Origin of the sequence: Bacillus sp. FSL K6-2944, from assembly GCF_038005385.1 — a bacterium.
GTDB lineage: Bacteria > Bacillota > Bacilli > Bacillales > Bacillaceae_G > Bacillus_A > Bacillus_A cereus.
The window spans coordinates 737,125-749,709 of sequence record NZ_JBBOTE010000001.1 but is presented as its reverse complement, the minus strand read 5'-3'; the positions used below and the strand labels follow the sequence as shown (position 1 = coordinate 749,709).

The following is a 12,585-nucleotide window of genomic DNA, read 5'->3' as shown; positions in this document are numbered from 1 at the left end:
TCCTACTCTTGTTGATAATCCGCTAGCGGTTTTATATATGCTTTCACTTTTTCAAATTCCGATTGCTTCGGTACTGCATATACGTGAGAAGCCGTTTTAATTGCTGCGCTGTAGCCTTTTATATTGAACCATTCTTTCCGCTTAAAAATATGAACTTCAAGCCATATTTTATTTGTTCTTGTATCCAAAAACTTTTGAGAATTTGATTCTTTTTGCTGATCTGGTATTGTAATTTTCCCTATTAACTCTTTAGGAATTTTCACATAATACCCTTTTTCTATATCTATATATCGTTCTTCAATTGGTTTAATTCCAGATTCACTCCACTGTATGTAACGTTCAAAAAGCGGACTATCACCATGTGATTTATCCTCCCAACCTTTTGGACGTACAGTACGAACAAATTCAATAATGCCGTCTTCATTAACATCTTTACTTTCTACAACATATTCATTAAATAAATCTTCTTTCCCACCTATAGGTAATACTTCATAATGATCCTGATCAAATTTTGCTACATAAGTTATACCTGAATGAGCGCCAACTCCTGCATCAATTACTACCGCCTTTAGTGATTTAGATATACGACCCATTTGTATTCTTTGAATACTATTTATAAATGGATCGTATGACACTTCAGATAAAGTCTTAAATTGTTCCATGAACTCAACTGTCAGCTTCTCATCTTTTTCAAATGTAACAAGGCTTATATCTTTCAGTCCATTTTCATTTAGATCCTCTATGAATAACTTCGTATAACTTCGATTATATATTTCCTTCATCTCTTCATTTTCTTCCGAAAAAACATACATAACATGTTCTAACGATTCACGATTTACAGAGATTCCGATTAACAACTCTCTCTTCCCGTTCCCTGTAAAATCACCGACTTCAACGATATCTACATCTCCACCATCAAATTTATGTGTGGACTTTATTCTCCAGCCATTTCCGATTTCTTCATATACGGCTAAATATACGCTATGATCTTCATTCGGCAATTTATAAAATAAGATGGCTTCTTTCTTATTATCTTGTTTAAAATTCATTGACCAAATCATCTGTTTATCTTTGTTAGACATTGGAGTAAGTAAGCGATAATTAACAGGTAAATCTTTATCAATTTGTTCCTTTAATTCATTAATCCATTTTTCATTTGTAGGAGCTTCCATTAGACTTGTTGGAGCTTCAGACATTTTACATCCAGTCAATATAAAGATAATTCCCATCATGCTTAACCATTTCTGCATATGATATCTTTCCTTACCACAAATTTTGAATATGTCCTTTTACTTTTTTACCTATCCATTATACTCATACATATGAGTATAATTTTTCTAAACTAAAAAATCGTTACAGAAAAGTTACAAATACATTCCAAAAAAAAAGATTGGCAAAAGCCAATCTTTTTTTATTATTCATTTCGGACTGATTTTGGCGTTACACCTAAATGATCATTTAATTTTTTTGAAATATCTTTTACATTTTTTTCATTTGGAATGTAATAATAAATACCACCGATACGTTTATCTGTGCCTTCTATTTGCAATTTTTCCATTTCCAAATTAGATCCTGCCATATTTTTTGTAATGGCAAGCATATCGTCAAATGTTAAGTTCGTTTTCATATTTTTATCAACCGCATCTAGTAAAGAGCCCATTTTGCTAATTGATTGAACAGACATCGCTTTTTTAGCAATTGCTTCTATTACAAGTTGCTGTCTCTGTCCACGCATTGCGTCACTATCAATTTTACGCGTTCTTGCAAGTGCAAGTGCTTGTTCTCCATTTAAATGTTGGTAACCTTTTTCTAAATGGATCATACCAGCTTGGTCTTTACTATCTTGTTCAGTGAAAGTAACTGGTACATCAATATCAATACCACCAATTGAATCGACAATTTGTACGAATGATTCAAAGTTAAACTTCACATAATAATCAACAGGGACATTTAAGAATCTTTCCACCGTATCGCGTGTGCTTTCTACGCCACCAAATACGTGAGCATGAGTAATTTTATCTAATTTTTTTCTAGTTGGAATATAAACACGTGAATCACGTGGAATACTTACTAGCTTAACAGACTTATCATCTTTATTAATTGTTGCTAATAAAAGTGCATCTGTTCGAACTGCTTCGCCATATTGGCTTTTTCTCATTTCACTTCCATCTACACCCATGATTAATATTGAAATATTATCCTTTAAAGGTTCAACTTCTTTATCACGCTTTGATGACTTTTCAATTTTCGCATACGCATCATTTACAACAGCTTTTGCTTTATTATATATAAACGAACCATATCCTACTCCTCCAAAAATAAGTAGGAAAAATGGAATTAATATGAACCATTTTATTGACTTTCTTTTAGAACGCTTTTTATTACTTCTCGTATTTTGTTCTAATTCAGAGCTCATACCCATTCGCCTCTCTTTCTCTTTACCAAGTATAATGTAAGTCTATTTATCTTCATATTGAATTTCCTTTCATTAACCTTACAATTTTGTAAGGTTACTACTAAAACCCAATACGTATTCCATTTCACATTATACTCTCGTACTTATTTTTGGCAAGTCACTATTTACCAATTTCAAAAATTTAGCACTTCGCAACATGCAAATTTATAAATTCATTAACTCTTTCATTTTAAATTAGGATATCTTTTTCCAGATAAACGATATGAATAAAGAGTCCAGCTAATGATAAAACCTCTATGAATACAGTATATTTCACGTTATTATTTCTCAAACGGCGTATACATGCTTTTCTTCCCCTGATTATCAATAAAAGCCGACTTTGCTTTTATTTTCGTTTTTTCTACTTCCATGTCTTCATTTGAGAAGTTCACAATGATTTTAATATTTTTTCCATAAGAAACAGATTGTACTAGCTTATCTTCTGACAAATACGCAAAATTCGTCATCTCTTCTTTTACTGCTTTTTCATGAACTTCATTCCAAACTTTTAGATGCTCTGTAATTTCTTTTTTATGTTTATTCCACTCTACTTCATCTAAATGGTACAACGGAGGAACATTATACAATAATTCAGACAGCATTCGATTTCCAACTTCATCTTTTACCTTTAAACTTCCCCATTCCCAATGGTGCGTTGTAATAACGGAATCATTGTATACTAATTTATATAATGGCACCGAATATACTGGGTTTAAATACACTTGTTTATATTCTTCTTTCAATGGTACTTGTTTTGCATATTTTTCGGGAACATTTTGATTTGGTGACCAATATCCACCGACATAATACGGACTTGTTTTATTTTTCCGCATATCTTCATCGTCCCATTTAATAACAGGTGTTTCAATTCCGTGTGCAAATGCAATCGTACTACTAGCAAAATCATTTCCACCTTCAGAACCAACGACCATACCCTTTTCTTGCGCAATGTAGTCCATTCGTTTTAAACGTGCTTTTAAATCTTGCTCTTGTGTCGTTATATGTTTCGCTGAATAGTCATCGTAAATTTCACCTGTCGCATCACAATCAATAAACCATGAATTATATTTAGGACCATTTTGTAATATATCATTCATGCGTTCCTTTACACTAGGCAGCGATAAAGTCGGGTTTAACTTGCGACCTCTGCCTAAAAAGCCTTGCACCTTTTCTCCGTTTTTCTTCGTTACAGTAGCCTCTTCATATAATGATGGGTCATTAAAGGATGCTGTGTTCCAATTTTTATCACTTTTTTCGTGAATGGAATGATATGAATCATACGGACCAACTAAATACCCCATTTCCTTCGCTTTTGTCACGAAATTAGGTTGCATAAATCCTTGTTCCCAGTTCGGCAGACCAATCCACGCTTTTTCTATTCCTACCTCTTTCATTTCCTTTAGTATGTCCGTTCCATCTGCATTACCCCATTTACTTACCTCTTCAACCGCATCACCAAGTAGCGACTTTAATAAATGCTTATTTAAGCTATACAATTCTGTGTTCGTTAAGTGACCTACACCTTTCTTTAATAGCACACTAGCTTCCTGATCAACGTTTTGAAAAATATCCTCTTTATAAAATTCCTTCATGGATAATACTTCGTTTATATAACGTAAAATAACATTTTTTTGATACTTATCAATGAAATCTTGTTTACTTACTTGATCTAATACATTCAGTTCCCCAGGCTCTGAACTATTCTTTTGAATAAGTTCTTTTATATGACTAAACAGCGGGCTATTTATTTGCTCCCTTAGTTTTGGCCAATTTATATTATTTTCTGATAAACCATTTTGATTCCAAAAATAAAAATGCGCCGCTCCATATAACTTTTCGATTTCTTTATTTTTTCTAGCCTTTTCTTGTAATGTTTTAAATTCACCTTTTCGAACAATATCATCCTTATACAGTTTAGCAATGCTTACCGCATCATTATTTGTCACATATAATTGAAATCCATATGTTTTATTTTTATTTATGCTCGGAAATTCATGTGTAAAATCAAATCCTATTTTCGGATCCGAATGAAACTTCAATTCATTATTAAACATATTGTTTGCAATATATACAATTGAATATTTCGAACCATTTAATGCGAAAAACTTCATAGAAAATGATTCAGCAAATGAATATGCATCATCCTTTAAAAACTTCTTCCAATTCTCATCATTGCTCGGAATTTGCTTACCCTCCCATAACGGAAGTGTATAATTTTCAGCTTCTACTTTCGGCCATGTAAAGCTTTCTGCACCAGTCGATTCCACTTCAATGTTTAAGTGGTCTTTTTTCTTTTCTAATTTTATTTTTACTTTTTGATCTGGATATTCCCACGATGTACGATCCTTTTCTTTTTTTACATTCGATACCTTCATTTTCGGTAGGGGTTGTGATGCCTGTTCCTTTACCCCCTCATGTTCTACAGTTAATGTGAATGTTTCTGGATTTACATCATAAGTAAAATCTTTATACGTCGATTTCTTTATTTTAGACTCTTGTACAGCATTACTACCTTTTACGTCACAACCGACTAAAGTCGAAAATGGCATAGTTGTTAGAAGACATATCGCTATCATTTTTTTCATCCTCTGCACCTCCACCAATGAATATACAGGTGGTTTGTTACAGGAATGTGGCAAAAAATAATAGAGCTAGCATTTTGCTAGCTCTATTTGGAGTATTAAAAGTTGATATGAACAACTATAATTCGCTTAGAAGATATGTAATACAGTAACTGCATTTTTTCTCAACAATTATGAAACTAAACAAATCAAAATTTTAACAAGCATTCTTTAACTGAAAAAATAAGTGTATACAATGTATCCTAAAAGTAGTACTAAAATGATTATCCCTGTACCTTTCCAATTCATACCGCCTGCTATATCAACTGGACTACCTGTTTCCGCTCTATTGAGTCCGTCATGTAAAGAACCCGTAGGATTACTTTTTAATTCACTTTGTCTCATACGCTCTCTTTTTTCTTCTGGTGACTCTTTATTCATTTAATCACCTCCAAAATGAATGCACTCTTTACTTACATTATTCAAAATCAACATTTGTTTTATATTTTTTTCCGAAAAAACCTAATTTAAAATAGGTTTGCAACGTAAAGAAAGCTAGCCATGCCAGCTTTCTTTACGATCCAATATGCTCTTCCTTATTTACAATAATACCTTTATGGTCGATTTCAAGCTCACATACTTTCATATCTGTAAATACTCTCGCTAATTGCTCAGCGATTTCTTGACGTTTCTCATATGGCGTTAATATAAAAATAGATGGTCCCGCACCGCTAAGTGCTGTACCGTACGCACCAAATTCTTTTGCGCATTTACGAATAGATGGTAATAACGGTACGAGTTCTAAACGATATGGCTCGTGAAAATGGTCTCTCTCCATCATTTCACCTACAACTTCCCACCGCTTTTGACATAATGCAGCTACTAATACGTTACTTATCGCACTAGCTTTAACTGCCTCATGAAACGGAAACATCTTTGGTAATACAGATCGACTTTCATCTGTATTTAATTCTTCATTCGGAATAAGAGAAATTACCCCTAACTCCTTGCTCTCAATTCTTACGACGGAAATATCCTTTCCATCAAGTGCTCCGATTACAGTTCCACCTAATATAGAAGCAGCAACATTATCAGGATGTCCTTCAAAATTTGTAGCAATTTGAACTTTTTGATCAGCAGTTAAGTTCAAATTGCCTAGTTGATTCGCAAGTTCTATCCCAGCTACAATCGCTGATGCACTACTTCCTAGCCCTCTTGTTAATGGGATATTACTAGTAACTTCTATTATATGGGGTGATATAGAAGGACAGACTTTACATGCCGTGCTAACGATTAAATTTTTATCGTCTGTCGGAATTGATTCTTCAAAGGAATGGATTACTTGCCATTTATCAGCTTTTTCTTTAACCACCACATCTAAATACAATGACAAAGCTATTCCAACTGAATCAAATCCAGGACCAACATTTGCCGTACTAGCAGGGACACGAACACTTAATGGTATCACGACATAATCACCCCTTTAATATGATCTTTAATCTGTTCTATATCATTTGACAAACTTGCGATGTCTAGTTGATTTGAAGAAATAGCGATATCAGGATCCTTCAAACCATTTCCAGTTAATACCGCAACAACTGTTTCTCCCTTTTTGATTTTTCCAGATTTAACATGTTTAATTACGCCAGCTAATGAAGCATTTGATCCCGGTTCAGCGAAAACTCCTTCAGTTTTTGCCAATAACCTATACGCATGTAAAATTTCTTCATCTGATACCATATCTATTTCACCACAAGACTGCTCGGCAGCCTCTACTGCATACGACCAACTTGCTGGGTTACCAATGCGAATTGCTGTTGCAATTGTTTCAGGCTCTTCAATTACATGCCCTTTTACAATTGCCGCTGCTCCTTCTGCTTCAAAGCCATGAATTCTTGGCTTCTTATAACCTTTTTCTTTCTCATATTCACAGAAGCCTTTCCAATATGCTGTAATATTCCCTGCGTTCCCAACAGGGATAGCTAGAACATCTGGTGCATTTTGCAATTGGTCACAAATTTCAAATGCTGCCGTTTTTTGTCCTTCAATTCGATAAGGATTCACTGAATTTACTAATGTAATCGGCTCTTCTGCAGCAATATTTCTTACAGCCTTAAGTGCATCATCGAAATTCCCTTCTATTGAAATAATTTCAGCTCCATAAGCGACCGCTTGCGCTAATTTTCCATGCGCAATCTTTCCTTCAGGGATTACGATTATACATTTCATCCCAAGACGTGCCGCATATGCTGCAGCTGATGCTGATGTATTACCTGTTGATGCACAAATGATTGCTTCTGAACCTTCTTCTTTCGCCTTAGCAACTGCCATCACCATACCACGATCTTTAAAAGAACCTGTCGGATTCGCTCCTTCGTACTTACCATATAGCTGAATCCCTAATTGCTTTGATATATTTAATAACGGAATAAGAGGTGTATTTCCTTCCATTAAACTGACATCAGGTGTGTTTTCATTCACCGGTAAATAAGAAGCATATTGTTTCAATAGTCCTTTATACATATTGTTTTTCCTCCTCAATAATGTAGTAACTGTTTATTTCACTTGCGACAGCTTCTATCGCTCCTAAAACTCGTTCGAATTGATACTTGGAAGTTCGATGTGTCACAACAACAACTTCTGCCAATTCACGGTTTAAAGGTAATTGAATAACTTCTTTTAAACTTACAGAGCAATTAACGAAACATTCTGTTATTTTTTGTAACATCCCAGGCTCATCTCGTAATGAAATACGCAAGAAATATTTCGAAACTACTTCTTCATCACCTTGTAATTCATAAGGAACTGGTTCTTTTAACGCACTTTTATTTTTCGGCACTTGATTCATATTTTTAACAATGGAAATAATATCACTTACTACAGCAGAACCAGTTGGCAACTTTCCAGCTCCAGGTCCGTAAAACATTACTTCTCCTACCGCTTGACCGTGAACATATACTGCATTAAATTCATTATTCACATTTGATAATGGATGCTGGCTCGGTAAAAGCGTCGGTTCTACACTTAAATGAATGGCTGATCCTTGTTTTTCTGCTTTCCCAATTAACTTCATAGTAAATCCTAACTTTTCAGCCATTTGTAAATCTTCTTTTTCGACCTTTCGAATCCCTCTTACTTGCACATCATCTAATGAAACATTCATCGAAAAACCTAAGTTTGCAAGAATTGCTACCTTTCTCGCCGCATCTAGTCCATCTACATCTGCTGTCGGATCCGATTCTGCAAAACCTAATTTTTGCGCTTCCTGTAAAGCCTCTTCATAAGACCATCCATTTTGACTCATTTTTGTTAACATATAATTTGTTGTACCATTTACAATTCCCATTATTTTTTCAATTTGATCTGATGCTAGCCCGTCAGTTAGTCCTCTTAACACTGGAATACCGCCTGCTACGCTCGCTTCATAACATAAATCACAATCATTATTGTTCGCCAGTTGAAGAAGCTCTGCACCGTATACAGCCATTAAATCTTTATTTGCTGTCACGACATGTTTCTTATTTCGTAAAGCCTTAACAATATGCTGCTTCGCTTCTTCAATTCCGCCCATTACCTCTACTACAATATCAATATTCGAATCATTTAGAACTTCATCTGCATGACTTGTTACTGCAATCCCGTCAATACAAACATCGCGTTCTTTTTCCAAATCACGTACAACGACTGTTTTCACTTTCACTTCGTATCCTGTATCAAGAGCGATTTTTTTATAATGTTCTTTCAAAATATGAACAACACCACTTCCGACCGTACCTAAACCTAATACTCCAACATTTATAACGTTATTCATCTTCTAATCTCCTCCTAAAAGTTTAATTGTTACACCTATAAATCACCTTATTCTGCTTTTTTGTCATGCAGGTGGTGGTTATTTCCGTACTTATAAATCGTTTCATGTTACCGCACCTCCCTTCAAAGTAATAAAAAAAACACACCCATCCCTAGGAAAGGGACGAATGTGTTTTCGTGGTTCCACCCTTGTTCCAATCTAGACGTATTTCTCCCTAGATTGCTCAAGTTCAGATAACGGCTGATACCGTCAATAATTACTAGATTACTCGTTCACTATTGAAGTTCAAAGGTGGTAAAATCATTTCTCGTGTTAGGAAGCTCACACCCTTGGCTTCCCTCTCTGTAAACCGTAAAAATGATTTCTTGTCCTTATCGTTACTTTTTCGTTCATGTTTATTTGTTAACTCATTATACTCGCATAAAAAACAAAATCAATACTATTTTTAAATTATTTTAAATTTTCAATCTCTAAATCCGTAAAAAAACACACTCATCCCTAGGAAAGGGACGAATGTGTTTTCGTGGTTCCACCCTTGTTCCAATCTAGACGTATTTCTCCCTAGATTGCTCAAGTTCAGATAACGGCTGATACCGTCAATAATTACTAGATTACTCGTTCACTATTGAAGTTCAAAGGTGGTAAAATCATTTCTCGTGTTAGGAAGCTCACACCCTTGGCTTCCCTCTCTGTAAACCGTAAAAATGATTTCTTGTCCTTATCGTTACTTTTTCGTTCATGTCTATTTGTTAATTCATTATAGTTATCAACTTTTTAAAAAGCAAGCCTATTTTTACTAACTATTTTCAAGAATTTTTTTTATTATATTTCACAATATCATTATGCAACCGCCACTCAATTTACCTATTTTGTTATTTCTCCAGTTTATAAATCAACGGTTCATATATAAAGTGAAACTTTAATCAGTGGGGATTTTGTTTATCCCCACTGATTATTAGCCTTCACCAATCGGGCTTTTCCGGGCAGTTGATCCCCACCTAACTTCTTTGTTTTCGCTGAATTTTGAGGTAGGAGTGTTACTGCCCGTTAATGCGGGATAAATTCCCCATTCTAAAACCCGTACATACCCGCTCTACAAAACTATATTAATAAAATTTTTAATACAATCTTTTTGTATAACTTTCTTCTAAAGAACGTGCAACATCTTCTTCTGAAGTATTCACTTTCGCATGCTCCAGCAACATTTTTGCTGCTGATGGTAACTCTTTTTTATTTAACCAAGATTCTGGATTCCACATCTTAGAACGAATAAACGCTTTTGCACAATGAATGTAACACTCTTCTATTTCAACAACAATTCCAAGCAACGGATTACGTCCATTCGCCTGCATTTCTTTCAAAATTTCTTCATCGTTTGTAATATACGCTCGGCCATTTATTCTAAGTGTCTCCCCAAGACCTGGAATAAAAAAGATTAGTCCTACACGTGGATTTGAAATAATATTCAAAATGGAGTCTATACGACGATTTCCTGGCCTTTCTGGAATGATAATTTTATTATTATTGAGTACGTATACAAATCCAGGTGCGTCTCCTCTCGGCGAGGCGTCACACTCCCCCAACTTATTTGCAGTAGATAATACTAGAAAAGGAGATTTAGAAAGGAAATCTACACAATGGTGGTCTAATGATGAAATAACTTTTTTCAATGCTCGCTCACTTGGTTTCCCCAATATTTTCCGTAACTCTTCCTCTGTTGAAATAATCGATTTTATTTCCATACGCTCTATCTCCACTTATAATCGCCCCTTTTTCTTTATTTTCCCAAAATTCAATACGAATATTGTATAATAAAATTTGCAGAAAGGGGAATTAAAATGGCAGAGTGGTTAACAATATTTGATTCTGAAAGAAATACACTTGGGAAGAAATTACGCGATGAAGTGCATCGTGACGGTGATTGGCACGAAACATTTCATTGTTGGTTTGTAGAAAAAGATGCTAAAGATATATTCTTATATTTCCAATTACGCTCTAAAAATAAAAAAGAAGCTCCACTTATATGGGATATTACTTCAGCTGGACATATTATGCATGATGAAGATGTACAAATTGGTGGTCTTCGTGAAATCGAAGAAGAATTGGGGCTTTCCTTTCAAACTACTGATTTAGTATACAAAGGAATCTTTAAAATAGATTATGAAATTTCAAATCTTACTGATCGTGAATTTTGTCATATGTATTTTCACAATGTCATCAATCCACTTCCATTCGCACTAGGTGAAGAAGTAGACGATGTGATGAAAGTACATGCAACTTCTTTTCTACAACTATTAAATGGTGAAATTTCATCTTTTACAGCTACTTCTGTTTTGAGCAATAAACCGATAACGATAACTTTTGATGATATTTATCCATATGATCTTGCATACTATGAATTTGTTATAGAGAAAGGAAAAGAATTATTAAAAAATAATAGTTTATAAATAAAATAGGACTCCTAGCATAATATTGCGTAGAGTCCTATTTTTATTATTGTTCAAGTATCTTTAATTTATTCTCTACTTGTATAAATAAACGAATAATTAATAACAGCATAACCACCATAATCGCTATTATTGTATGTGGATATCTAAACAGTATACTAATAACACTTCCAATTAACATCATGATGAATCCGTTCTGCTTCATCACTTCTACACTATACCTGTTACCCGCATCCCATAATTCCTTATTTTTCATAGATCGTTTCGTACGATAACCATATGCCGCATTAATATCGGTCGGTGGATTTTTTTGGAAAATAATTGCCGTAAGTATAAAAATAATACCAATCAATATGCTTATTCCTATGTTTACTAGTGCATCAATCAATTATATCCCCCTAACTTACACTTTCATTATACGACATAACCCTTATTTTCCTAATTTATAACACATTCACTTTCTTTCTTTTGATGTCTGGAACATACTTGGAAGTGTTACAAAACGTGCCCCTTTCGTTTTTAACTGCGGAATGATTTTGTCTAGTGCATCTACAGATCCTTGTAAATGCCCACCTGGAGTAGAATGCTGCAGTATGACACTACCTGGAAATGAATTCCCTAACACATTATTTGTAATCGTATCGGCACTTACACCTTTCCAATCAACTGTATCAACACTCCACTGTACAATCATAAAATTTTGCTCAGTTGCCCAATTCAATTGATTTTCAAGTATTTCACCATACGGTGGACGTATAAATTTAGGCGCATAGCCGGCTAAACGTTTTAATATTTCTTCCGTTTTTATAATTTGATTACGGTACTCAGCGTCATTTACTTTCGCTAAATTCGGATGACTGTACGTATGATTACCAATTACATGCCCTTCATTTGCAATACGCTTTACTACGTTCGGAAATTTTTCTGCGTTTTCACCAAGTAAGAAAAAAGTAGCTTTTACATTATGTTGTTTTAACTTATCTAATATTTTTGGCGTGAATTCTGAATCTGGTCCATCATCAAATGTAAGAGCTACTTCCGCTTTATTATACGGTCCTGAAAATGCGTACGCATATTTTTCAACCCATGAAAATGGTGTCCACGATCCACGATCATCTGCTTTCATTTGTACTTCATAGCTTTGAGGGATATATGCGTATGGCAATGCGCTTATATATTCTCCATAATAAAATGAGTTATATGGCATATAAGCATACGAAACATCTCGTTCTAGTCCCCATTGATATGGAGTAAACATTTGTGGCGAATAAAAATAATACATGATAAAAAACCTCCCTAAATTTTCATATG

Annotated in this window: 11 protein-coding genes and 2 other annotated features; of the genes, 1 reads left to right on the top strand and 10 read right to left on the bottom strand. The window is 34.3% G+C overall.

The genetic code is table 11. The features are described 5' to 3' along the window. Positions 1 to 2: 2 nt before the first annotated feature. The 8 genes from MHH55_RS03870 to MHH55_RS03835 all read right to left on the bottom strand — a co-directional run bounded on the left by MHH55_RS03870 (position 3) and on the right by MHH55_RS03835 (position 10,584). On the bottom strand, positions 3 to 1,250 hold the full coding sequence (locus MHH55_RS03870) for a hypothetical protein (RefSeq protein ID WP_001174867.1): 1,248 nt from the start codon (positions 1,248 to 1,250) through the stop codon (positions 3 to 5). 164 nt (positions 1,251 to 1,414) lie between these two features. Next, the gene (locus tag MHH55_RS03865; RefSeq protein WP_002182662.1) at positions 1,415 to 2,416 is read right to left on the bottom strand and encodes an LCP family protein; all 1,002 of its coding nucleotides are present in this window, start codon (positions 2,414 to 2,416) and stop codon (positions 1,415 to 1,417) included. A gap of 320 nt (positions 2,417 to 2,736) precedes the next feature. After that, positions 2,737 to 5,040: a glycoside hydrolase gene (locus tag MHH55_RS03860; RefSeq protein ID WP_053564716.1), complete on the bottom strand. Its 2,304-nt coding sequence runs from the start codon at positions 5,038 to 5,040 to the stop codon at positions 2,737 to 2,739. Positions 5,041 to 5,247: 207 nt separating this feature from the next. After that, positions 5,248 to 5,457, bottom strand: a complete 210-nt coding sequence (locus MHH55_RS03855) for a DUF6366 family protein (RefSeq protein ID WP_001031479.1) — start codon at positions 5,455 to 5,457, stop codon at positions 5,248 to 5,250. Between the two features lie 133 nt (positions 5,458 to 5,590). Next, complete coding sequence (gene thrB / locus MHH55_RS03850) at positions 5,591 to 6,484, bottom strand: homoserine kinase (RefSeq protein WP_000612682.1); 894 nt, start codon at positions 6,482 to 6,484, stop codon at positions 5,591 to 5,593. Next, a complete protein-coding gene (gene thrC, locus MHH55_RS03845; RefSeq protein WP_000276434.1) occupies positions 6,481 to 7,539 on the bottom strand; it encodes a threonine synthase in 1,059 nt (352 codons plus the stop codon). Before thrC ends, thrB begins: the two co-directional genes overlap by 4 nt. Then, positions 7,532 to 8,827: a homoserine dehydrogenase gene (locus MHH55_RS03840; RefSeq protein WP_078186654.1), complete on the bottom strand. Its 1,296-nt coding sequence runs from the start codon at positions 8,825 to 8,827 to the stop codon at positions 7,532 to 7,534. The genes thrC and MHH55_RS03840 overlap by 8 nt, the downstream gene beginning before the upstream one ends. 155 nt (positions 8,828 to 8,982) lie before the next feature. Beyond that, positions 8,983 to 9,214 (bottom strand) — a binding site (T-box leader). A 115-nt stretch (positions 9,215 to 9,329) separates the two neighbouring features. After that, positions 9,330 to 9,561: a binding site (T-box leader), on the bottom strand. Positions 9,562 to 9,945: 384 nt separating this feature from the next. Continuing rightward, positions 9,946 to 10,584 carry a pyridoxamine 5'-phosphate oxidase family protein gene (locus MHH55_RS03835; RefSeq protein ID WP_078186655.1) on the bottom strand — a complete coding sequence of 213 codons (639 nt, stop codon included), beginning with the start codon at positions 10,582 to 10,584 and terminating at the stop codon, positions 9,946 to 9,948. Positions 10,585 to 10,665: 81 nt separating this feature from the next. Here MHH55_RS03835 and MHH55_RS03830 point away from each other — a divergent pair, with 81 nt between their 5' ends. Then, entirely contained in the window at positions 10,666 to 11,274 is a 609-nt protein-coding gene (locus MHH55_RS03830) for an NUDIX hydrolase (RefSeq protein ID WP_078186656.1), read from the top strand. Positions 11,275 to 11,320: 46 nt separating this feature from the next. Here the strand turns inward: MHH55_RS03830 and MHH55_RS03825 are convergent, their stop codons facing one another. Continuing rightward, complete coding sequence (locus MHH55_RS03825) at positions 11,321 to 11,662, bottom strand: SdpI family protein (protein ID WP_025710344.1); 342 nt, start codon at positions 11,660 to 11,662, stop codon at positions 11,321 to 11,323. Between the two features lie 66 nt (positions 11,663 to 11,728). Beyond that, positions 11,729 to 12,556 (bottom strand): peptidoglycan-N-acetylglucosamine deacetylase, encoded by an 828-nt coding sequence (locus tag MHH55_RS03820; RefSeq protein ID WP_078186657.1) that lies wholly within the window; start codon positions 12,554 to 12,556, stop codon positions 11,729 to 11,731. Between the last annotated feature and the right edge of the window lie 29 nt (positions 12,557 to 12,585).

Coding starts and splice junctions, on each gene's coding strand:
- MHH55_RS03870 (WP_001174867.1), bottom strand. CDS start 1,250: ATGCAGAAATGGTTAAGCATGATGGGAATTATCTTTATATTGACTGGA.
- MHH55_RS03865 (WP_002182662.1), bottom strand. CDS start 2,416: ATGAGCTCTGAATTAGAACAAAATACGAGAAGTAATAAAAAGCGTTCT.
- MHH55_RS03860 (WP_053564716.1), bottom strand. CDS start 5,040: ATGAAAAAAATGATAGCGATATGTCTTCTAACAACTATGCCATTTTCG.
- MHH55_RS03855 (WP_001031479.1), bottom strand. CDS start 5,457: ATGAATAAAGAGTCACCAGAAGAAAAAAGAGAGCGTATGAGACAAAGT.
- thrC (WP_000276434.1), bottom strand. CDS start 7,539: ATGTATAAAGGACTATTGAAACAATATGCTTCTTATTTACCGGTGAAT.
- MHH55_RS03840 (WP_078186654.1), bottom strand. CDS start 8,827: ATGAATAACGTTATAAATGTTGGAGTATTAGGTTTAGGTACGGTCGGA.
- MHH55_RS03830 (WP_078186656.1), top strand. CDS start 10,666: ATGGCAGAGTGGTTAACAATATTTGATTCTGAAAGAAATACACTTGGG.
- MHH55_RS03820 (WP_078186657.1), bottom strand. CDS start 12,556: ATGTATTATTTTTATTCGCCACAAATGTTTACTCCATATCAATGGGGA.